Origin of the sequence: Streptomyces sp. NPDC093568, assembly GCF_044764945.1 — a bacterium.
GTDB lineage: Bacteria > Actinomycetota > Actinomycetes > Streptomycetales > Streptomycetaceae > Streptomyces.
Genome location: NZ_JBIWJD010000004.1, coordinates 423,958 through 444,819, shown reverse-complemented (window position 1 = coordinate 444,819; position 20,862 = coordinate 423,958). Strand labels below are relative to the sequence as shown.

Below are 20,862 nucleotides of genomic sequence, written 5' to 3'. Positions count from 1 at the left end.
TTGCCTACCCGACTTTAGAGCATCACTCTAAACATGAAATTCCTTCGGCCGAAAGGTTGACACTCAACATCGCGCCATCCAGATTGAACGTCACTCAAACCCAGGGAGACCAGCCATGCCGATGGAACAGCGCGGAGTCGACACCATCCCCGAGCAGGAACGCACCAGCGGGCCACGGGATCTCGTCTCGATCCTGCTGGGCTCGAACCTCTGCCTCGGAGTGATCGTCTTCGGCTGGCTCCCGCCGTCGTTCGGCCTGGACTGGTGGGCCTCGGTCAGCTCGATCGTGGCCGGCACGGTCGTCGGCACGGCCCTCACCGCCCCGCTGGCCCTGATCTCCCTGCGCACCGCGACGAACCTGTCCACCTCCTCCGGCGCCCAGTTCGGCGTACGCGGCCGCCTGGTCGGCTCGGTGGTCGGCCTGCTGCTCGCCCTCGGCTACACCGCCCTGACCGTGTGGATCGGCGGCGATGTGATGGTGGGCGTGCTGGGCCGGCTCATCGGGCTGCCGGCGAGCGGGGTGTCGTACGGCGTGGTGTACGGGCTGCTGGCCGCGGCGACCGTCGCGGGCGCGGTGTACGGCTACCGCGTGCTGCTCGCCATGTCCCGTGTCCTCGCGGTCGGCATGACGGCCCTGCTGGCGCTCGGCGTGATCGCCTACGCCCCGCACTTCACGACCGCGGCGCTGCCGGAGGCGGGCGGGTATCTGCTGGGCGGCTTCTGGCCGACCTGGCTGCTCGCGGCGGTGGCGGCGGGCCTGTCCGGGCCGATCGCCTTCATCACCCTGCTCGGCGACTACACCCGCTACATCTCCCCGGTCCGGCACTCCTCACGCAAGGTGCTGCACGCGACCTGGCTCGGCCTGATGCTGGGGCTGCTGGTCCCGCAGCTGTTCGGCACCTTCACGTCGTACGCGGCACGGGCGGCGCTCGACTACGCCGGACCGCTCGTCTCCGCGTCCCCCGCCTGGTACCTGGTCCCGCTGCTGCTCGCCGCCTCCGCGGGCTCGGTCGGCAACGCCGGTCTGATGCTCTACTCCATGGGCCTCGACCTGGACGCCATCCTGCCGCGCGCCTCCCGGGCGACGGCCACGTACGCGGTCGCGGTGATCGCCACGGCCAGCGTCTTCGTCGGCCACTACTACTCGTCCGCGCAGGACGCGATGACGTCCTTCGTCCTGCTGCTGACGGCGATCGGCACCCCCTGGGCGGTCATCACCCTGATCGGCTTCGCGCGCTGCCGTGGCGTGTACGACGCGGAGGCCCTCCAGGTCTTCAACCGCCGGGCGCGGGGCGGGATCTACTGGTACCGGGCCGGGTGGAACCTCCCGGCGACGGTCGCCTGGGCACTGGGGGCGACGGTCGGCCTGCTCGCGGTCTCTCTACCGTCGTACGAGGGGCCGCTGCTGACGTGGACCGGTGGGGTGGACTGCAGCTTCCTGCTGTCGGGGCTGGTGGGGGGCGCGGCGTACGCGGTGCTGCAACCCGGGGCCCGAACCAGGCCGAGCCCGACCCGTTCAGCCCGTCCGGCGTTTGAGGACGAGGCCGTTTAGGCCGAAGCGGGGGTCTGGGGGCGGCAGCCCCCAGCGACCCCGGCAGCAACGCCGAGCACCGAAAGCCCGACGCCCGGTCAGCCCGGCTCGAGCCCCGGCAGGAACCCCGTTCCGAACGCCGGCTTCAGGTCCGTGAACCACGTCGCGCTCTCGTCGTACGCGGCGAAGAACGGCCGGTCGACGAGTTCCGGGTCCCGCGCCTGGATCAGGTGCAGCACGAAGACCCGCTCACCGGCCACCTCGGCGACACCGTCCACGCAGACCTTGCCGGGCATCGCCGACATCACCGGTCCGCGTACGGTGCGGGCCAGGCCGGAGACGCGTGCGTAGGCGTCCCGGAAGATCTGGTGACCGCGTGCCAGCGGCACCCCGAAGTAGCCCTGGGGGCCGGTGTCCCGCTCCACGAACTGGTAGTACGGCACCGCGCCCAGGGTCGTCGTGACGTCCCACAGCTCCGCCCAGGCCTCCGCGCTGTCGTTGATGCCCGCCACCAGCGGGCCCTGGCAGCGGATGACGGCTCCCGTGTCCCGTACCCGGCGCATCGCCTCCCGCACGACCGGGGGCCGCAGCTCCTGGGGATGCGTGAAGTGGGCCATCAGCGCCAGGTGACGGCCGCCCGCGACGACGCGCTCGAACAGCCTGAGCAGGTCGTCGGCGTCCCGGTCGGAGGTGAAGCGGTACGGCCAGAAGGCGAGCGACTTGGTGCCGATCCGGATCGACCGGATCGTGTCGATCTCCAGGAGCGGCTCGACGTAGCGACGCAGCACGTCGGTGCTCATGACCAACGGGTCGCCACCGGTGATGAGCGCGCTGCTGACCTCGGGACGGGCGCGCAGATAGGCGGTGGTGGCGGCGATGTCGTCGGTCGCGATGCGCAGATCGGCCTCGCCGACGAACTGCGGCCAGCGGAAGCAGTACGTGCAGTAGGCGTGGCAGGTCTGGCCCTGGCGCGGGAAGATCAGCACGGTCTCGGGGTACTTGTGCTGCAGTCCGGTCAGGCGGCGGCCCTCGTGCACGGGCACGTTGGCGTCGAGCTGCCCCGACGGATGGGGGTTGAGCCGCATCCGGATCTCGTGGGCCGCCCGCAGGATCTCGGCCCGCGGCGCCTGAGCGCCCAGCAGGTTCGCCATCCGGCGCAGCTCGGGCGCGGGCAGCATGCCCGCCTGCGGGAAGGTCAGGCGGTAGATGGGGTCGTCGGGTACGGCCGTCCAGTCGATCAGCTCGTCGATCACGTACGTGTTCGTGCGGAACGGCAGGACCGTCGCCACGGCCCGCAGGGCGAGGCTCTCGGCGGGCGTGAGGGACATCCGCCGCAGCAGGCCGTCCAGGTCACGGGGCGTGAAGGCACGGAAGCGTGGGCCTCCGTCCTCGGGTGCGGGGTGGTGCGCTGAACTCATATGTGCTGAGGCCCTCTATTCCGTGACCAGGACCGGCGGCCGCAATTCGACGAAGGCGGTCGCCGACGCATCGTACTTCTCCGTGAAGTGCTGGATGAGCCGCGCGTGCAGCTCGCTCTCGTCGTCGACAACGATCAGCTCGTGCGCGCCCTGGATGCTCAAGGCCTCGCTGTACGCGGAGAGTTGGTCCAGGTGATGACGGGCGAGATAGGTGACGAGGTCGGGTCCTGAGACGTAGAGACTGTCGTCGACCGACACGAAGTGGCAGGTGAACTGCCGTCGTCCGTCAGTCGCGTGGACGAGTGTGACCGGCAGACGGGTGAACCGTTCCATCGGTTTGCCCTGTTGCCACAGTTCGTCGAACCGCTGTTCCACGAAGGTGCCGAGCGGGGAGCGGACCGCGACCTCCAGCTGGACGCCCTCGCCGGAGAGCCGGCCGACCGTGAGGAAGGACACCAGACAGCGGTCGTCCCAGCGGTAGAGGGTGACGCCCGGCGAGGTGGAGCACAGCCGCACCTCGAGATGCTGGCGCGAGTTCTCGTCGAGCCGCTGTGCGAACCGGTCCAGGGTGCGCAGGTTGCGCAGGATGTCGCGGCGGATGACGGCACTCTGCTCCCCCAGTTCACGGCCGCGCAGGATGACGGCGAGGGAATCGGGGTCGAGCAGCAGGATCTGCACCCGGGCGCCGTGCGCGGTGGCCGCCCGCACGCCCCGGAAGAGGCGCTCGGAGAACTGCGGGCCGAAGAGGTTGGAGAAGGTGTCGAGCACCTTGACGTTCGAGGTGGAGCCGTGGACCTGGGCACTGAACCACTCGTAGTCGAGCCGGTGGTGCTCGCGCACGCGGCCCTCCTGGGCCCGGGAGATCAGCGGGCCGATCACGAAGACGGTGACGACGACCCCGACGATGTCCGTGCCGAGGTTGAGGGCGAGGTTCTCGCCGTAGTTGTCCATGCCCCTGCTCCGCCACAGCAGCAGCGCCGCGCAGGCCGCGAGGAGGGCGAGCACCGTGAGGCTCTGGGGGCGGCGCGGGGTGCGTAACGCCCGCATCAGCCAGCGCAGCCTGGGTATCGGTGACTGTCCGCTCACCCGTGCACCCCTCCCCCGGTGTGGGCAGGGGGAGGCTCACGCTCCCCCGCGGAATGGGTGGATACCCGCGCGGGGGAAGCGATACGCGTCGAACGAACGGCCTGTGCCCGTAAGCACGGCCGGAGGGATCAGCCCAGCTTGTGCATCCAGCCGTGCTTGTCCTCGGCCTTGCCCCGCTGGATGTCGAGGAGGGCCTGGCGGAGGCCGAGGGTGACCTTGCCGGGCTCGCCGGCGCTCTGCTGCCACTCGGTGCCGGTGCGCTTCACCGTGCCGACCGGCGTGATGACGGCGGCCGTTCCGCAGGCGAAGACCTCGGTCAGGGTGCCGTTCTCCGAGTCGCGCTGCCACTGGTCGACGGAGACCCGGCCCTCCTCGGCCTCGTAGCCGAGGTCGCGGGCGACCTGGAGGAGGGAGTCACGGGTGACGCCCTCCAGGATGGAGCCGGTGAGGGACGGCGTGATGATCTTGTCGCCGTACACGAAGTACAGGTTCATGCCGCCGAGCTCCTCGACCCACTTGCGCTCGACCGCGTCGAGGTAGCAGACCTGCGCGCAGCCCTGGGCCGCGGCCTCGGCCTGGGCCAGCAGGGACGCGGCGTAGTTGCCGCCCGTCTTCGCGTCTCCCATGCCGCCGGGGACGGCGCGCACGTGGTCCTCGGAGACCCAGATGGACACCGGCTTGACGCCACCGGGGAAGTAGGCGCCGGCCGGGGAGGCGATGACGAGGAAGAGGTACTCGCTCGCGGGCTTCACGCCCAGGCCGACCTCGGTGGCGAACATGAAGGGGCGCAGGTAGAGGGACTCCTCGCCGCCGTGCGCCGGGACCCAGTCCGCGTCCTGCTTCACCAGGGCGTCGCAGGCCTCGATGAACGTCTCGACCGGCAGCTCCGGCATGCCGAGCCGGCGCGCGGAGGACTGGAAGCGCTGGGCGTTCTTCTCGGGACGGAAGGTGGCGACGGTCCCGTCGGGCTGGCGGTAGGCCTTCAGGCCCTCGAAGATCTCCTGCGCGTAGTGCAGGACCATGGTGGCCGGGTCGAGGGAGAGCGGCGCGTACGGCACGAGCTCGCCGTCGTGCCAGCCCCGGCCCTCGGTCCACTTGATCGTCACCATGTGATCGGTGAAGTGGCGGCCGAACCCGGGGTTGGCCAGTATCGCCTCGCGCTCGGCGGCGGCGAGCGGACTGGCGGAGGGCTTGAGCTCGATCGTGGGCGTCGTCATGAGTGGATGTCCTTCACCGGTTTTGATTGTGGCGGGCCGCGCTCACGCCAGTACTGCCAGTGGCCAGTGCTAGGACGTCCGAGCATTGCCTCATTCCGCGGCTCCGCGTTCGATTATCGCAAGCGGGTGCCGAGGAAGAAATCGGCCTGTTCGGCGTGATCGGCGTGATTCGCGACCCAGGGGTCGATGGTGTCACCCGGTGGCGGACATGGGGAAGCCGCCGGGTGCGATGTGACCCGACGGCTTCGAAGGTTCGAATAGCGCGGCGGAGTCAGCCGGCTACTCGTACGGCCAGCGCGTCGCCGATCTCCGACGTGCTGCGGGCGGGCTTGCCGGCCCGCTCGGTGAGGTCGGCGGTGACGGCCTCGTCGATGCGGTCGGCCTCGGCGTCGTGGCCGAGGTGGCGCAGGAGCAGGGCGACGGACAGGACCGTGGCGGTGGGGTCGGCCTTGCCCTGGCCGGCGATGTCCGGGGCCGAGCCGTGGACCGGCTCGAACATGGACGGGAACGCGCGGCTCGGGTTGATGTTCCCGGACGCGGCGACGCCGATGCCGCCGGAGACGGCCGCGGCGAGGTCGGTGATGATGTCGCCGAAGAGGTTGTCGGTGACGATGACGTCGAAGCGCTCGGGCTGCGTGACCAGGTAGATGGTCGCCGCGTCGACGTGCATGTACTCGGTGGTGACCTCGGGGAACTCCTCGGCCACCTTGTTGAAGACGTCCGTCCACAGGTGACCCGCGAAGGTCAGCACGTTGTTCTTGTGGATCAGCGCGAGCTTCTTGCGCGGGCGGGCCTGCGCACGGGCGAAGGCGTCGCGGACCACGCGCTCGACACCGAAGGCCGTGTTCACGGAGACCTCGGTGGCGACCTCGTGCTCGGTGCCCTTGCGGATGGTGCCGCCGTTGCCGGTGTACGGGCCCTCGGTGCCCTCGCGGACGACGACGAAGTCGATGTTCGGCTCACCGGCGAGCGGGGTGGCGACACCCGGAAGGAGCTTCGAGGGACGCAGGTTGACGTGGTGGTCGAACGCGAAGCGGAGCTTGAGCAGGAAGCCGCGCTCCAGCACGCCGGAGGGGACACTCGGGTCGCCGATCGCGCCGAGCAGGATCGCGTCGTGCTTCTTCAGCGCGTCCAGGTCGGCGTCGGTGAGGGTCTCACCGGTGGCGTGGTAGCGCCGGGCGCCGAAGTCGTACTCCTTGGTCTCCAGCTTCACATCCTGCGGAAGGACGGCGGAGAGGACCTTCAGGCCTTCGGCCACGACCTCCTGGCCGATGCCGTCACCGGGAATCACTGCGAGATTGAGGCTGCGAGACATGTCGGCACCCTACTCCTCGTCCCATGGGATGACACGCGATGTCCGCGATACGGACACCCTGACGAGGGACGGCGTCTGCGCGTCGACCGGCGTTCACCCGCATGTATGCCGGGTGTTGGCCGCCGCTGGGAACTTTCCCACCATGGACCTCCGCGACTTCGGCATCCCGCCCCAGCTCGCCCGCCGCATGAGCATGGCGGAACAGCACGAGTACCTCCGTACGAAACTGACCCGGCGCCGCACGCTGGTGACGGCGGGCGCGGTGGCAGGCGGTCTGCTGACGGGCTGCTCGGGGCCGGGCTCGGGCACGCCCGGTACGAAGCCCTCCGTATCGGCGCCCGCGTCCACCCTCACTAAGGTGCCGGGCTCCGCCGTCGCCCCGTTCGGCCGCCATCTCGCCTTCGGCGCCGACCCGAAGTCGCAGATGCGGATCTCCTGGCAGGTCCCGGCCGCGGTGAGGAAGCCGTACGTCCGGGTCGGCCTGCGGCCCGACGAGCTGAGCCGCCGGATCGACGCCGAGATCCGCGATCTGTACACCCCCGAACTGCAGGGCATCCGCGCGGCGTTGGAGCAGTACTACGTCCACGCGGCACTGGACTCCCTGCGCCCCGGCACGACGTACTACTACGGCGTCGGCCACGACGGCTTCGACCCGGCGGCCCCGGGCAACCGCGCGACGATCGCCTCCTTCCGCACGGCTCCCGCGAGCCCGGAGACCTTCACCTTCACGGCCTTCGGCGACCAGGGCGTCAGCGAGGCGGCCGCCACCAACGACAAGCTCCTGCTGGGCCAGAACCCGGCCTTCCACCTCCACGCCGGCGACATCTGCTACGCGAACGTCAAGGGCCTGGGCCAGGAGTCGGACGCCTACGACCCCGGCTACTGGGACGGCTACCTCAAGCAGACCGAGTCGGTGGCCAGGTCGGTGCCGTGGATGGTGACGACCGGCAACCACGACATGGAGGCCTGGTACTCGCCGGACGGCTACGGCGGCCAGCTGGCCCGATGGTCCCTGCCGGACAGCGGCTTCGACCCCCGCACGGCCCCGGGCGTGTACTCCTTCGTCTACGGCAACGTCGGAGTCGTGGCGCTGGACGCGAACGACGTGTCGTACGAGATTCCCGCCAACCGGGGTCACACGGACGGCCGCCAGACGAAGTGGCTGGACGAGCGGCTCGGTGAGCTGCGGGCGGCCAAGGACGTCGACTTCGTCGTCGTCTTCTTCCACCACTGCGCCTACTCGACGTCCTCGCACGGGTCCGACGGGGGCGTGCGGGCCGAGTGGGTGCCGCTGTTCGCCCGGCACCAGGTGGACCTCGTGATCAACGGGCACAACCACGTCTACGAGCGGACGGACGCCGTCAAGAACGGCGAGGTCGGCCGGCAGGTGCCCGTCGGCGCCTCGACGGACCCGACGCGGGACGGCATCGTCTACGTCACGGCGGGCGGTGGGGGCAAGGAGCTGTACGGCTTCCCCGCGGGCGTCGAGGAGAGCTACGAGGGGCATGTGACCGAGCGGGAGTCGGTCGACACCTTCAGGTGGACCAAGTCGCGCAACACCAAGCCGGAGAGCGTGCACTGGTCACGGGTGCGCTACCGGGGCTTCTCCTTCCTCACCGTGGAGGCGGAGAGCGGCGCGAAGCCCCGGCTGCGGGTGTCGGCACTGGCCCAGAACGGGGAGCGCATCGACCACTTCGAGGTGCGGCGCGGAGCCTGAGGCCGCGCGCCGCACCCCGGTCGGGCGCGGCTCCCGGTTCAGGCTGCCTGGTGGCCCGTGACGCCGCCGTTGTCCCGGCGGTCCAGCGCGCGCTGGAGCGCCGCGGCGGCGTTCTTGCGGTCGGACTCGCTCGTACGGGAGAGGTGACGGACTCGGCGGCGGGCGGTCGTCTCGGCCATGGGAAATCGACTCCTTCGAATCCGGGAGTGCACAGAGGGGTTTCGAGACGCCGGGTGGGGCGGGGAGCGGGCCGCAGGGGTTGCCTGCACGGGGCCCGGCTCACGACCGCCATTCGCTTGATCGAGCGAGACGTTCGGCTTCTACAAAGCTAAGGGAGGACGACGTGTCTGTCTCCACAATTACTCGGACTTCCTACTATCTGAGACGGTGGAGTGGGTCACACGCCGCTGACCTGCACTTTCTCTCCAGACCCGGTCAGAGCACATCCCCGTCCCGCCAGTCGAAGACCAGCTCGAACGCGGGATCCAGCGGCCCGGCCAATGCGGTCCGCACGAACGTGCCGCCCTCCTCGTCGGGCAGATGGACGACGCCGTCCGGCGCGAGCCCGCAGACCCGCCCGCTCCACACCTGCCAGCCCCGGGCGGTATACAGCGCGGCCCCCTCGTCACTGGCGGAGAGCATGCCCGCGTCGTAGGCCCGGTCGATCACCCGCTCCAGCTCGGCCATCACCCGGCCGCCCAGCCCGGTGCGGCGCGCGTCCGGCCGTACGGCGACCGCCTCGACGTACCCGACCCGCAGCCACCGCTCCCGGTGCCGCACCCGCCGCATGACCACCGACCCGTGCGCGACGAGCAGCCCGGCGTCGTCGTGCACGAGGGCGTGCATCCCGCCGAGCCCGTGCTCGAAGTCCTCGTCGGAGAAGTCGCCGTCGAAGGCGTCGTCCAACAGGGCGCGGACGGCGCGCAGTTCGGCGGCGGTGAGGTCGGCGGTGTGGACGGTGCGCGGCCTGCCGGCCGGTGCGTCGGAGGTCATCCCACCAGTATTCGGCATCGCCCACTCGGCTGATCCTCCGCGCCGCACGGGACACCGGGTCACGCCGAGGGGAACGGTGAGGTCATGAACGACACGTCGAAAGTGTTCCTCGAGGGCGGCCCCGAGGATCTCCCCGAGCGGATCGTCGGGACCCCGTCCCCCGGCCCGGATGTGAAGATCAAGCTCCGCGGTGGCTACGAGCACTTCAGGCCGACCTCGCGCCGGACGAACACCCCGCAGGGCGCGCTGCCGGTCTACGAGTGGTGGGAGCGGACGGAGATCGCCGAGTAGCGCTCTCCCCTCTCCTCCCCCTTGAACGGCGAAAGGCCGGGTCCGTCAAGACCCGGCCTTTCGCGTTGCGTTGTCGTGTCAGCCCATGTGCGGGTACATGTAGTCGGTCGGCGGGACCAGCGTCTCCTTGATGGCGCGGGTCAGCGTCCAGCGCATCAGGTTCTGCGGGGCGCCGGCCTTGTCGTTGGTGCCGGAAGCACGGCCGCCGCCGAAGGGCTGCTGGCCGACGACGGCGCCGGTCGACTTGTCGTTGATGTAGAAGTTGCCGGCCGCGTAGCGCAGCTTCTCCATCGTGTACGCGGCCGCCGCGCGGTCGCCCGAGATGACCGAGCCGGTCAGCGCGTAGGCGGACACCGACTCCATCTGCTCCAGCATCTCGTCGTACTTGTCGTCCTCGTAGACGTGCACGGCGAGGAACGGACCGAAGTACTCGGTGGTGAAGACCTCGTTCTCCGGGTCGGAGCACTCGACGACGGTCGGGCGCACGAAGTAGCCGACCGAGTCGTCGTAGGAGCCGCCCGCGACGATCGTGCAGGTCGGGTCGGACTTGGCGCGGTCGATGGCGGCCTTGTTCTTGGCGAAGGCACGCTCGTCGATGACGGCGCCGATGAAGTTGGACAGGTCGGTGACGTCACCCATGGTCAGGTAGTCGACCTCGGCGGCGAACTCCTCCTTGAAGCCGGAGTTCCAGATCGACGCCGGGATGTACGCCCGGGAGGTCGCCGAGCACTTCTGGCCCTGGTACTCGAAGGCACCGCGGGTCAGGGCCGTCTTCAGGACCGCCTTGTCGGCGCTCGGGTGGGCGACGACGAAGTCCTTGCCGCCGGTCTCGCCGACGATGCGCGGGTAGGAGCGGTACTTCTCGATGTTGTTGCCGACCGTCTTCCACAGGTACTGGAAGGTCTTGGTCGAGCCCGTGAAGTGGATGCCGGCGAGGTCGCGGTGCTCCAGGGCGACCTTGGAGACCTCGATGCCGTCGCCGGTGACGAGGTTGATGACGCCCTTGGGCAGCCCGGCCTCCTCCAGCAGCTGCATCAGCAGCACGGCGGCGTGGGTCTGCGTCGGGGACGGCTTCCAGACGACGACGTTGCCCATGAGGGCCGGGGCGGTCGGCAGGTTGCCCGCGATGGCCGTGAAGTTGAACGGCGTAATCGCGTAGACGAAGCCCTCCAGCGGGCGGTGGTCGAGGCGGTTCCACACGCCCGGGGAGTTCGCCGGGGGCTGCTCGGCGAGCAGGTCACGGGCGTACTTGACGTTGAAGCGCCAGAAGTCGACGAGCTCGCAGGGGGTGTCGATCTCGGCCTGCTGGGCGGTCTTGGACTGGCCCAGCATGGTGGAGGCGGCGAGCGTCTCGCGCCAGGGGCCGGCCAGCAGCTCGGCGGCGCGCAGGATGATCGCGGCGCGGTCGTCGAAGGCCATCGCGCGCCAGGCGGGCGCGGCGGCGAGGGCCGCGTCGATGGCGTCCTGGGCGTCCTGCTGGGTGGCGTTGCCGTAGGTGCCGAGGCGGGCCTTGTGGTTGTGCGGCTGCACGACGTCGACGCGCTCGCCGCCGCCGAGCCGCTTCTCGCCGCCGATGGTCATCGGCAGATCGATCGGGTTCTCGGCCAGCTCCTTGAGCTTGACCTCGAGGCGGGCGCGCTCGGGCGAGCCGGGGGCGTAGCCGTGCACCGGCTCGTTGACGGGGGTGGGGACCTGGGTCACAGCGTCCATGAGATCCTTGACTCCTTGAACTTGAGCGGGTGTTCGGGCTCAGCCCTTGCTGATCACCGAGCGGGCGAAGTGCTTACCCGGGGGACAACCCCCGGCCCCCCGGCAGAAAAACCTCTGCGTGTGCGTCATTTCTCAACCTCGGGTGAGCATGCTCCGGGCGAAGAAGCGCAGGTTGGCCGGCTTCTCCGCGAGGCGGCGCATGCTGTGCTTTCCCGGGGGACAACCCCCGGCCCCCCGGCAGAAAAGCCTCTGTGTGTGCGTCATTTCTCAACCTCGGGTGAGCATGCTCCGGGCGAAGAAGCGCAGATTCGCCGGCTTCTCCGCGAGGCGGCGCATGAAGTAGCCGTACCAGTCGGTGCCGTAGGCCGTGTAGACGCGCATGCGGTGGCCCTCCGCGGCGAGGCGCAGGTGCTCGTCGCTGCGGATGCCGTACAGCATCTGGAACTCGTACTCGTCGAGCTTTCGCCCGGCGCGCCGCGCGAGTTCCTGGGCGATGGAGATCAGACGCGGGTCGTGGGAGCCGATCATCGGGTACCCGGCGCCCTCCATCAGAACCTTCAGGATCCTGACGTACGCCTTGTCGATCTCGTGCTTCTGCTGGTAGGCGACCTCGGCGGGCTCCTTGTAGGCGCCCTTGACCAGGCGCACCCGGCTGCCGCTCTCCGCGAGGCGGCGGGCGTCGGCCTCGGTGCGGAAGAGGTAGGCCTGGATGACGCAGCCGGTCTGCGGGAAGTCCTTCCGCAGCTCCTCGTGGATGGCGAACATCGAATCGAGGGTGGTGTGGTCCTCGGCGTCGAGGGTGACGGTGGTGCCGATCGCGGCGGCGGCCTCGACGACCGGGCGGACGTTGGCCAGGGCCAGCTCGTGGCCGCCCTCCAGCGCCTGTCCGAACATCGACAGCTTCACGGACATCTCGGCCCTGGTGCCCAGCTCCAGCTCCTTGAGCCGGTCGATGAGCGCCAGGTAGGCGTCGCGGGCGGCCGTGGCCTGTTCCGGGCGGGTGATGTCCTCGCCGACGACGTCCATCGTCAGCTCCAGGCCCCGGTCGCTGAGCTCCCGGATGATCGGCACGATCTCGTCGACGGTCTCGCCCGGGATGAAGCGGTCGACGACCTGCTTGGTCACCGGGGCCGCCGAGATCAGGCGTCGCATCCGGTCGCTGCGCGAAGCGGCGAGAATCACGGGACCCAGCACGGGGCACCTCCACAGACAGCGAAAAGGCGGCCGAATCCCAACCATTCGGGTACGGCACGGAGAACCACCGTGAAACCTAAGGATCCCTCCGATCGTCGGCCATCGACAGCTGTCACGCATCCGTGCCGCAGATCTCAGACAGATGTATGAAGGCCCTCGGGAAATGCGGGAGAATGCCCGGGTGACGTCCGAATTCAAGGGTGACTACCAGGAGCTGGTCGATGAGATCTCGGAGCTCCTGGGCGCCCCCGCGACCCTGGAGAACCGTGACTTCGAGCTGATCGCCTTCGGTGCCTACGACAGCGAGGACGACCTCGACGCGTCCGCCCTGGACCCCGTGCGCACCCGCTCGATCCTGACCCGCCGCTCGACATCGGCCGTACGGACCTGGTTCGAGGGCTTCGGCATCACGCGCGCGACCGGCCCGGTACGGATCCCGCGCACCCCGGAGGCGGGGGTCTACCGCGGACGAATCTGCCTCCCGGTACGCCATCGGGGTGTCGTCCTCGGGTACGTCTGGCTGCTCGACGACGATCCTGGCCCCACCGACCAGCAGCTGACGGCCGCGATGGAGGTGACCGCCCGGATCGGCGCGCTGCTCGCGGACGAGGCGCAGCACGGGGCGGACCTCAGCCGGGAGCTGCGGGCGGTGCTGACCGCCGAGCGCGGCTGGCAGGGCGACATGGCGGTCGCCGAGCTGCGCACGGCGCTGGGCGCGCGCGCCGACGGCGTCCATACGGTCGTCTGCGTGGCCCCCTGGCCCTCCGCCGACCCGGACGACGCCCCCTCGGTGCGTACGGTGCCGCACGCGACCGCGCTGTGCACGGTGCCGTGGGGGCCCGAGGGGCAGAGCCTCGCGGTACTGGTGCGGCTGCGCTCACCCGAGGTGCGCACGGCGGCTGTGACGGCGGCGTCCCGGCTGCTGAAGGAGAGTCCGGCCACGCGGGGCCGGGCACGGGCGGCCGCCGGCCTCGGCGAACCGCGCGCCGGCCTCGCCGACCTGGCCACCGTCTGGCGGGAGGCGTCGGCGGCGGCCCGCGCGGCCCTGGCGGAACCCCGGCTCGGGCCGGTGGCGCAGTGGTCGGACATCGGGCCGTACCGCCTGCTGACCTCGCTGTCCCCCGAGACGGCCCACGACCGCGCCGTCGCCCCCCTCCTCGCCCCCGCCCAGCACGAACTCGCCCGCACCGCCGAGATCTACCTGGACTGCGCCGGCCAGGCCGGCCGCACCGCCGCCGAACTCGGCATCCACCGCCAGACCCTGTACTACCGCCTCTCCCGCGTCGAACAGCTCACCGGCCTGGACCTGGACGACGGCGAGGACCGCCTGCTGCTGCACATGGCGTTGAAGGGGGCGCGGCTGTAGCGGTTGGCCGGGCGCTCCTAGGCAGGACGAGCCGGCGCTGGGAGTCACCGAAGGTGCATCTCGGGCTGCATGACCACCTGGCTTTCAACGGCTCGGCCTGGTCCGCCCGTGCCGGACGCCGTGCGCCAGGTCAGCGGGCCGTGACGGCGGTGAGGGCATCATGCAGCGCCGCCTCGCCCGGCGGTCCGTCGCTCCAGCGGGCGGCGATGTGGCCGTCGGGACGGACGAGGAGGGCTCCGCGCGAGCCCAGGCCCCAGAGGTCGGCGTGCTCGGCGGGGAGGGTCTCGACGCGCAGGGGCCAGGCCGGATCCCGGTGGACCGGTGCGGCGGTGAGCAGGGTGAACCACTCGCCGAACGCGTCGAGCGTGGAGCGTCCGTCCGTGAGCCAGAGGTGGGGCATGCGGTGGCCCGGCTGGGCTGTCGGAACATAGGTCGTGCCGGACGGCTCGGTCGGCGAGTGGCCGTCGGCCACGACGGCGGCGGAGCGGTAGGCGACGCCGAGCACGAGGCCGAGTTGCGCGAAGTACTGTTCCGACCAGGGCGGTTCGACCCGCTGCGCCGCCTGGGCCCCGTCGGCCTGGAGCTGCTCCCGGCGCACGTCCTGCACCTGGAACATCATCTTGGAGTTCTCCACGGCCTGGCCGAGTGTCCGGCGGGCGACGGGCATTCGTTCCGGTTCGTAGGTGGCCGGCAGATCGGGCCCGGCCCAGCCGCGCAGCACGCCCGCCAGTTTCCAGCAGAGGTTGTGCACATCGGCGACGCCGACGTTCATGCCCAGGCCGCCGGCGGGCGGGACGGCGTGCGCGGCGTCGCCGGCCAGCAGGGTCCGGCCGTGCCGGAAGCGCTCGGCGACGAAGGCGTTCACCACCCAGTGCTGCACCCGCCGCACGTGGACGGGCACATCCGCGCCGAGGGAGCGCGTGACCAGGCCGGGCCAGTCCGCGGCCTCGGGGTCCTGCGGGGTCGGGGCGAACAGGGCCCAGCCGCCCTCCGGGTACAGCGGCAGGAACGATCCCCGGGTGGTGAGGTAGACCCCGGCGGGCTGCCGCGCGGACCAGTGGTCGAGGTCGGCGTCGAAGACGACGGTGGTGACGCGGCCGACGGCTCCGGGGCCCTCGGTGCCGATGCCCAGCCGTTCCCGGACGGTGGAGTTCGCGCCGTCGGCGGCCAGTACGTAGCGGGCGCGGACGCGTGATTCCGTGCCGCTCCCATGCTCGACGAGCCGCGCCGTGACAGCGCCGTCGGCCTCGGCCAGGTCGACGAGTTCGACCCCGAACCGCACCGGCGAGCCCGCCGCGCCGAGCAGCACGGGCTCCAGCCGGTCCTGGGAGGTGACCACTCCGGTCACGGGGCTCTCGGGCACCGGCCCGTCCACTCCGATCATCGCCGCCGAGGCGAAGTCGGGGGCGTGCAGCGTGTCGCGGAAGCGGATCCGGCCGTACTCCGGCGCGAACGCGGCCGCCGTGATCCGCTCGGCGAGTCCGAGCTGCCGGAAGATCTCCATCGAGCGCACGTTGACCAGCCGGGAGCGGGGAAACGGCGACAGCTCACGGTGTTTCTCGACCAGCAGGGTCCGCACCCCCCACCGTTCGAGCAGTGCTCGGGCGGTGAGCCCGACGGGCCCGCCTCCGACGATCAGAACCTCCGCCTCGGCGTCCGCCGCGGGCATCTCGGGCTGCATGGGATCAATCATCCGCGCCCGGCGGGCGACCGCAACGAAGGTCCGTGCGACCGAGCCGGCGCGTCACTTCCGCGCGGCCGCCTCGATCACCAGACGCAGCCCCTCGGCGAGCTGTTCCCCGCCGGGGGCCGTCTTCGGGTCGAACTGCCACTGCGCGATGAGCCCCGTCATCACCGTCACGTAGAACATGCCGAGGGTGTCCAGGAGCTCCTCCGGCACGTCCTCCTCCCGTCCGCCCATGAGCAGCGGAATCAGTCCGCGCGCGGCCTCCCGCTGGGCCAGCGCCAGATGGTCGCGGAGCTCGGGCAACTGATCGCCCATGACGACGATCTCCATGCTGAGCCGCCACATCGAGCCGGGCTCGCGCATGGTGCCGATGATGTTCGACCACACCTCCTGGAACCGTTCGACGGAGCCCGGCTCGGTGGTGAGCCCGTCCGCCCCGCCGCCCTCGAAGGCCTCACCCATCCCCTCGACGAGCGCCACGTACGCCTGCGCCAGCAGCGCGTCCTTCGAGCCGTAGTGGTACCCGATCGAGGCCAGGTTGGTCCCCGACTCCTTGACGATGTCCCGCGCCGTCGTGCGCGCGAACCCCTTCTCCAGCAGGCAGCGCTTGGCGCCCTCGAGCAGATCCTCACGGTGTCCCATGCCGCCACCCTACCGCCGGTCCATACAAGCGTCCCATACGCACGTCTTATACAAGCGTTCTAGACAAGCGTTTAGGACGCGCGTACATTCACCGCCATGACAACGAACCCGACGAGCACCACCCCCGCGGCCCGCGCCGGCCGCCGTGAATGGACCGCGCTCGGCGTCCTGATGCTCCCGCTGCTGCTGGTCTCGATGGACGTCTCGGTCCTCTACTTCGCGGTTCCGTCGATCAGCGCGGACCTGGAGCCGAGCGGCACCCAGCAGCTTTGGATCTTCGACATCTACGCCTTCGTCCTGGCGGGCCTGCTGATGACGATGGGCTCGCTCGGCGACCGCGTCGGCCACCGCCGGCTCCTGCTGATCGGCGCCCTCGCCTTCGGCACCGCCTCACTGGCGGCGGCGTACGCGGGCAGCGCCGAGATGCTGATCGCGGCCCGCGCGGTCCTCGGCATCGGCGGCGCGACCCTGATGCCCTCGACGATGGCGATGCTCCGCACGATGTTCACCGACCCCGCCCAGCGCGCCAAGGCGATCGGCCTGTGGTCCGGCGTGATGACGGCCGGCATCGCGCTCGGCTCGGTGATGAGCGGGGTGCTGGTCGAGTACTTCTGGTGGGGCTCGGTCTTCCTGGTCAACCTGCCCGCGATGGCGCTCCTGCTGCTCCTCGGCCCGCTCCTGCTCCCCGAGTCGAAGAACCCCGCGCCCGGCCGCTTCGACCTGCTGAGCGTCCCGCTGTCGATGGCGGCCGTGCTCCCCGTGATCTACGGCCTGAAGGAGATCCCCTCCGAGGGCTGGAACGTCCGCTACGTCGTCTCGATCACCGTCGGCCTGCTCTTCGCGGCCCTCTTCGTGCACCGTCAGCGCACGGCGGCGGCACCGATGATCTCCCCGGCCCTCTTCCGCGGCCGCGGCTTCGCCCCCTCGGTCGCGCTGAACCTCGTCTCCGCGTTCGGCATCATGGGCTCGGCGTACTTCACCACGCAGTACCTGCAGTCGGTGCTCGGCAAGAGCGCCCTGGAAGCGGCCCTGTGGGCGCTGCTGCCGTCGGTGCCGATCGGAGCGGCGGCCCCGGTCGCGACCCAGCTGGTGCAGAAGGGCGTGAGCCGCGCCCAGGTCGTCACGGCCGGCTTCGTGATCGCCGCGGCGGGGTTCGGGCTGCTGGCCCTGGCCGGCCCGGACTCGATGGCGCTGGTGCTGGCCGCCTGCGCGGTCCTCGCTGTCGGCGGCGTCGTGGTGATGTCCCAGATCATGGACCTGGCGATGGGCACGGCCCCGCTGGAGCGGGCGGGCTCCGCGTCCTCCCTGATGGAGACCGGAGCGGAGTTCGGTGGCGCGCTCGGCATGGCGGTGCTGGGCTCGATCGGTACGGCGATCTACCACCACGAGATCCCGGCGTCGGCCCCGGAGGCCGCCCGCGAGACGCTCGGCGGAGCACTGGCGATCGCCGACCGCGCTCCTGGCCTGGCCACTGCCGCGCGGGAGGCGTTCACCAGCGGGATGCAGGGCGCGGCGATCGCGGGGGCGGTGATCCTGGCGGGAGCGGCGGTGCTGGCGGCCGTCACGCTGCGCCGGGTCGAGGTCCGGGAGCAGACATGCGAAACGCCGGACGAACCGAGCAAGCTCAGCCCGTCCGGCGTTTGAGACCAAGCGCGCACCGTCCCGAGCCCCACCCACCCGCCGGGGGCCTCCCCCCTCAACGCCGGACCGCATCATCCAGCCCGTCCGGCGTTTGAGGACGAGGCCCGTTCAGGGCCGAAGCGGGGGTCTGGGGGCGGCAAGCCCCCAGGGGACGGTCACCGCAGGAGACCCGGAACTCAGGTCAGGTTCACCGCACGAGCGGACGTCGCCCCGATCTCCGCCGCGACCTCGGACAGCACCGCGGAGGGCACCGTGTCGTCGACGGTCAGGACGGCCAGCGCCTCGCCACCGGCGATCGCCCGGGACACCTGCATGCCGGCGATGTTGATCCCGGCCTCCCCGAGGATCCGTCCGACGGTGCCGACCACACCCGGCCGGTCCTCGTACCGCAGCACCACCATGTGGTCGGCAAGCGCGAGGTCCACGTCGTAGTCACCGACCGCGACGATCTTCTGCAGGTGCTTGGGGCCGGCCAGCGTGCCGGAGACCGCCACCTCCTCGCCGCCCGAGAGCGTGCCGCGCACCGTGACGACGTTGCGGTGGTCGGTCGCCTCCGAGCTGGTCGTCAGCCGCACCTCCACGCCGCGCTCCTGCGCGAACAGCGGGGCGTTGACGTACGACACCGTCTCGTCGACGACGTCCTCGAAGACACCCTTGAGGGCGGACAGCTCCAGCACCTTCACGTCGTGCTGGGTGATCTCGCCGTACACCTCGACGTCGAGGCGCACCGCGACCTCGCCCGCGAGGGCGGTGAAGATCCGGCCGAGGCGCTCGGCGAGCGGCAGACCCGGCTTGACGTCCTCGGCGATGACACCGCCCTGGACGTTGACCGCGTCCGGGACCAGCTCGCCGGCGAGCGCGAGGCGCACCGACTTGGCGACGGCGATACCGGCCTTCTCCTGCGCCTCGTCGGTGGAGGCGCCCAGGTGCGGGGTGGAGACGACCTGGTCGAACTCGAACAGCGGGGAGTCCGTGCAGGGCTCCTTCGCGTACACGTCGAGACCGGCGCCGGCGACCCGGCCCTCCTTGAGGGCGGAGTACAGCGCCTCCTCGTCGACGATCCCGCCGCGCGCGGCGTTGACGATGCGCACGCTCGGCTTGACCTTGCGCAGCGCCTCGTCGCCGATCAGACCGAGGGTCTCGGGGGTCTTCGGCAGGTGGACGGTGATGAAGTCGGAGACCTCGAGCAGCTCGTCCAGCGACAGCACCTTGACGCCCATCTGCGCGGCGCGCGCGGGCTGCACGTAGGGGTCGTAGGCGACGACCTTCATGCCGAAGGCGGACATGCGCTGGGCGACGAGCGCGCCGATGCGGCCGAGACCGACGACACCGAGGGTCTTCTCGGCGAGCTCCACACCCGTGTACTTGCTGCGCTTCCACTCGCCGTTCTTCAGCGCGGCGTTGGCCTGCGGAATGTTGCGGGCGGTGGCGAGCAGCAGACCGCAGGCGAGCTCGGCGGCGGTCACGATGTTCGAGGTGGGGGCGTTGACGACCATCACGCCGGCCTTGGTGGCGGCGGAGACGTCGACGTTGTCCAGGCCGACGCCGGCTCGTGCGACGACCTTGAGCTTCTTCGCCGCGGCGATGGCCTCGGCGTCGACCTTGGTGGCGGAGCGGATCAGGATCGCGTCCACGTCGGCGATGGCGGGCAGCAGCTCGGCCCGGTCGGCGCCGTTGCAGTTCCGGATCTCGAAGTCCGGACCAAGCGCGTCCACGGTCGCGGGCGAAAGCTCTTCAGCGATGAGTACGACGGGTTTCGAGCTCACGTGGGTCCTCACATGTCCAATGCGGACGGCCGTCCCGACGGCCGCAGGCGGTGGAGGGGCTAGCCGCGTGGAAGACGCACGACGCTGTGGGCCTGACGCGTATGTAGTACGGCAGTGTAGTGCCGTGGCGGAGGTCGTCCTGCGCCTCCGCGGAAGGATCACCCGTCCGTGATGCGACGGGTTGGACAAAGGGGCCGGAGCGGCATGCCCCGGCCCCGTCACCTGAGGCTTACGCCTCCTCGTTCACCCAGCTCATGAGCTTGCGCAGCTCCTTGCCGGTGGTCTCCAGCAGGTGCTCGGAGTCCTGCTTCTTGTACTCGTTGTACTTCTTCAGACCGCCGTGGTACTCGTCCATCCAGGCCTGGGCGAAGGTGCCGTCCTGGATCTCGGCGAGGACCTTCTTCATCTCGGCCTTGGTGGCGTCGGTGATGATCCGCGGGCCGGTGACGTAGTCGCCCCACTCGGCGGTCTCGGAGATCGACCAGCGCATCTTCTCCAGGCCGCCCTCGTACATGAGGTCCACGATCAGCTTCAGCTCGTGCAGGCACTCGAAGTACGCGATCTCCGGCTGGTAGCCGGCCTCGGTCAGCGTCTCGAAACCGGCCTTGACCAGCGCGGCCGTACCACCGCAGAGGACGGCCTGCTCACCGAACAGGTCGGTCTCGGTCTCCTCGGTGAAGGTCGTCTTGATGACGCCGGCGCGGGTGCCGCCGATGCCCTTGGCGTAGGACAGGGCGAGCGCGAAGGCGTTACCGGTCGCGTCCTGCTCGACGGCCGCGATACACGGAACGCCGCGGCCCTCCTCGTACTGGCGGCGCACCAGGTGGCCCGGGCCCTTCGGGGCGACCATGCAGACGTCCACGCCGGCCGGGGGCTTGATGAAGCCGTAGCGGATGTTCAGGCCGTGCCCGAAGAACAGGGCGTCGCCGTCGTTCAGGTTCGGGGCGATGTGCTCCTCGTAGACCTGGGCCTGGATCGGGTCCGGGACGAGGATCATGATGACGTCGGCCTCGGCGGCGGCCTCGGACGGGCTCACCACGCGCAGGCCCTGCTCCTCGGCCTTCGCCTTGGACTTGGAGCCCTCGTGCAGACCGACACGCACGTCGACACCCGAGTCACGGAGCGACAGCGCGTGGGCGTGGCCCTGGCTGCCGTAACCGATGACCGCGACCTTGCGGCCCTGGATGATGGACAGGTCGGCGTCGGCGTCGTAGAACAGCTCGGCCACTTTGGGTTCTCTCCTTGTGTGCAGGTGTTGCGTCCCACCGTATGACGGTGGGGGGAAGGG

17 protein-coding genes are annotated in these 20,862 nt (G+C 70.5%); 5 read left to right on the top strand and 12 right to left on the bottom strand.

Annotation, left to right across the window (positions count from 1 at the left end; all coding sequences use genetic code 11):
- Positions 1 to 115 precede the first annotated feature (115 nt).
- The gene (locus ACIRD7_RS19415; RefSeq protein WP_403454590.1) at positions 116 to 1,552 is read left to right on the top strand and encodes a cytosine permease; all 1,437 of its coding nucleotides are present in this window, start codon (positions 116 to 118) and stop codon (positions 1,550 to 1,552) included.
- A 77-nt stretch (positions 1,553 to 1,629) separates the two neighbouring features.
- Here ACIRD7_RS19415 and ACIRD7_RS19410 read toward each other — a convergent pair whose 3' ends face one another.
- The 4 genes from ACIRD7_RS19410 to ACIRD7_RS19395 all read right to left on the bottom strand — a co-directional run bounded on the left by ACIRD7_RS19410 (position 1,630) and on the right by ACIRD7_RS19395 (position 6,567).
- Positions 1,630 to 2,949 carry a KamA family radical SAM protein gene (locus ACIRD7_RS19410; protein ID WP_403454588.1) on the bottom strand — a complete coding sequence of 440 codons (1,320 nt, stop codon included), beginning with the start codon at positions 2,947 to 2,949 and terminating at the stop codon, positions 1,630 to 1,632.
- Positions 2,950 to 2,964: 15 nt separating this feature from the next.
- Positions 2,965 to 4,035 carry a hypothetical protein gene (locus tag ACIRD7_RS19405; RefSeq protein WP_403454586.1) on the bottom strand — a complete coding sequence of 357 codons (1,071 nt, stop codon included), beginning with the start codon at positions 4,033 to 4,035 and terminating at the stop codon, positions 2,965 to 2,967.
- A 128-nt stretch (positions 4,036 to 4,163) separates the two neighbouring features.
- On the bottom strand, positions 4,164 to 5,252 hold the full coding sequence (locus ACIRD7_RS19400) for a branched-chain amino acid aminotransferase (protein ID WP_403454585.1): 1,089 nt from the start codon (positions 5,250 to 5,252) through the stop codon (positions 4,164 to 4,166).
- A 271-nt stretch (positions 5,253 to 5,523) separates the two neighbouring features.
- Positions 5,524 to 6,567: a 3-isopropylmalate dehydrogenase gene (locus tag ACIRD7_RS19395; protein WP_403454584.1), complete on the bottom strand. Its 1,044-nt coding sequence runs from the start codon at positions 6,565 to 6,567 to the stop codon at positions 5,524 to 5,526.
- A gap of 142 nt (positions 6,568 to 6,709) precedes the next feature.
- Between ACIRD7_RS19395 and ACIRD7_RS19390 the strand changes: the two genes are divergently transcribed.
- Positions 6,710 to 8,284 carry a purple acid phosphatase family protein gene (locus tag ACIRD7_RS19390; RefSeq protein WP_403454582.1) on the top strand — a complete coding sequence of 525 codons (1,575 nt, stop codon included), beginning with the start codon at positions 6,710 to 6,712 and terminating at the stop codon, positions 8,282 to 8,284.
- 38 nt (positions 8,285 to 8,322) lie between these two features.
- On the opposite strand, the gene ACIRD7_RS19385 is transcribed toward ACIRD7_RS19390, so the two are convergent.
- Both ACIRD7_RS19385 and ACIRD7_RS19380 read right to left on the bottom strand, forming a co-directional pair.
- Positions 8,323 to 8,463, bottom strand: a complete 141-nt coding sequence (locus ACIRD7_RS19385; RefSeq protein ID WP_003997658.1) for a hypothetical protein — start codon at positions 8,461 to 8,463, stop codon at positions 8,323 to 8,325.
- A gap of 256 nt (positions 8,464 to 8,719) precedes the next feature.
- Positions 8,720 to 9,277, bottom strand: a complete 558-nt coding sequence (locus tag ACIRD7_RS19380) for a GNAT family N-acetyltransferase (RefSeq protein WP_403454580.1) — start codon at positions 9,275 to 9,277, stop codon at positions 8,720 to 8,722.
- Between the two features lie 84 nt (positions 9,278 to 9,361).
- Between ACIRD7_RS19380 and ACIRD7_RS19375 the strand changes: the two genes are divergently transcribed.
- Positions 9,362 to 9,568, top strand: coding sequence for a DUF5988 family protein (locus tag ACIRD7_RS19375; protein ID WP_403454577.1), 207 nt, complete (start codon positions 9,362 to 9,364; stop codon positions 9,566 to 9,568).
- 78 nt (positions 9,569 to 9,646) lie between these two features.
- Here ACIRD7_RS19375 and pruA read toward each other — a convergent pair whose 3' ends face one another.
- The gene (gene pruA / locus ACIRD7_RS19370) at positions 9,647 to 11,278 is read right to left on the bottom strand and encodes an L-glutamate gamma-semialdehyde dehydrogenase (RefSeq protein ID WP_403454575.1); all 1,632 of its coding nucleotides are present in this window, start codon (positions 11,276 to 11,278) and stop codon (positions 9,647 to 9,649) included.
- Positions 11,279 to 11,545: 267 nt separating this feature from the next.
- Complete coding sequence (locus tag ACIRD7_RS19365; protein WP_403454572.1) at positions 11,546 to 12,472, bottom strand: proline dehydrogenase family protein; 927 nt, start codon at positions 12,470 to 12,472, stop codon at positions 11,546 to 11,548.
- A 181-nt stretch (positions 12,473 to 12,653) separates the two neighbouring features.
- Between ACIRD7_RS19365 and ACIRD7_RS19360 the strand changes: the two genes are divergently transcribed.
- The gene (locus tag ACIRD7_RS19360) at positions 12,654 to 13,838 is read left to right on the top strand and encodes a PucR family transcriptional regulator (protein ID WP_403454570.1); all 1,185 of its coding nucleotides are present in this window, start codon (positions 12,654 to 12,656) and stop codon (positions 13,836 to 13,838) included.
- Positions 13,839 to 13,968: 130 nt separating this feature from the next.
- Here ACIRD7_RS19360 and ACIRD7_RS19355 read toward each other — a convergent pair whose 3' ends face one another.
- Together ACIRD7_RS19355 and ACIRD7_RS19350 are read right to left on the bottom strand one after the other, a co-directional pair.
- Positions 13,969 to 15,519: an FAD-dependent monooxygenase gene (locus ACIRD7_RS19355; RefSeq protein ID WP_403454568.1), complete on the bottom strand. Its 1,551-nt coding sequence runs from the start codon at positions 15,517 to 15,519 to the stop codon at positions 13,969 to 13,971.
- Between the two features lie 63 nt (positions 15,520 to 15,582).
- Positions 15,583 to 16,167 (bottom strand): TetR/AcrR family transcriptional regulator, encoded by a 585-nt coding sequence (locus ACIRD7_RS19350; RefSeq protein ID WP_403454566.1) that lies wholly within the window; start codon positions 16,165 to 16,167, stop codon positions 15,583 to 15,585.
- A gap of 96 nt (positions 16,168 to 16,263) precedes the next feature.
- Here ACIRD7_RS19350 and ACIRD7_RS19345 point away from each other — a divergent pair, with 96 nt between their 5' ends.
- Entirely contained in the window at positions 16,264 to 17,811 is a 1,548-nt protein-coding gene (locus ACIRD7_RS19345) for an MFS transporter (protein ID WP_403454565.1), read from the top strand.
- A 173-nt stretch (positions 17,812 to 17,984) separates the two neighbouring features.
- Here ACIRD7_RS19345 and serA read toward each other — a convergent pair whose 3' ends face one another.
- On the bottom strand, positions 17,985 to 19,574 hold the full coding sequence (gene serA / locus ACIRD7_RS19340) for a phosphoglycerate dehydrogenase (protein ID WP_403454562.1): 1,590 nt from the start codon (positions 19,572 to 19,574) through the stop codon (positions 17,985 to 17,987).
- A 229-nt stretch (positions 19,575 to 19,803) separates the two neighbouring features.
- Complete coding sequence (gene ilvC, locus ACIRD7_RS19335; RefSeq protein WP_360211875.1) at positions 19,804 to 20,802, bottom strand: ketol-acid reductoisomerase; 999 nt, start codon at positions 20,800 to 20,802, stop codon at positions 19,804 to 19,806.
- Positions 20,803 to 20,862: the final 60 nt, after the last annotated feature.

Coding starts and splice junctions, on each gene's coding strand:
- ACIRD7_RS19415 (WP_403454590.1), top strand. CDS start 116: ATGCCGATGGAACAGCGCGGAGTCGACACCATCCCCGAGCAGGAACGC.
- ACIRD7_RS19410 (WP_403454588.1), bottom strand. CDS start 2,949: ATGAGTTCAGCGCACCACCCCGCACCCGAGGACGGAGGCCCACGCTTC.
- ACIRD7_RS19400 (WP_403454585.1), bottom strand. CDS start 5,252: ATGACGACGCCCACGATCGAGCTCAAGCCCTCCGCCAGTCCGCTCGCC.
- ACIRD7_RS19395 (WP_403454584.1), bottom strand. CDS start 6,567: ATGTCTCGCAGCCTCAATCTCGCAGTGATTCCCGGTGACGGCATCGGC.
- ACIRD7_RS19390 (WP_403454582.1), top strand. CDS start 6,710: ATGGACCTCCGCGACTTCGGCATCCCGCCCCAGCTCGCCCGCCGCATG.
- ACIRD7_RS19385 (WP_003997658.1), bottom strand. CDS start 8,463: ATGGCCGAGACGACCGCCCGCCGCCGAGTCCGTCACCTCTCCCGTACG.
- ACIRD7_RS19380 (WP_403454580.1), bottom strand. CDS start 9,277: ATGACCTCCGACGCACCGGCCGGCAGGCCGCGCACCGTCCACACCGCC.
- ACIRD7_RS19375 (WP_403454577.1), top strand. CDS start 9,362: ATGAACGACACGTCGAAAGTGTTCCTCGAGGGCGGCCCCGAGGATCTC.
- pruA (WP_403454575.1), bottom strand. CDS start 11,278: ATGGACGCTGTGACCCAGGTCCCCACCCCCGTCAACGAGCCGGTGCAC.
- ACIRD7_RS19355 (WP_403454568.1), bottom strand. CDS start 15,519: ATGCAGCCCGAGATGCCCGCGGCGGACGCCGAGGCGGAGGTTCTGATC.
- ACIRD7_RS19350 (WP_403454566.1), bottom strand. CDS start 16,167: ATGGGACACCGTGAGGATCTGCTCGAGGGCGCCAAGCGCTGCCTGCTG.
- ACIRD7_RS19345 (WP_403454565.1), top strand. CDS start 16,264: ATGACAACGAACCCGACGAGCACCACCCCCGCGGCCCGCGCCGGCCGC.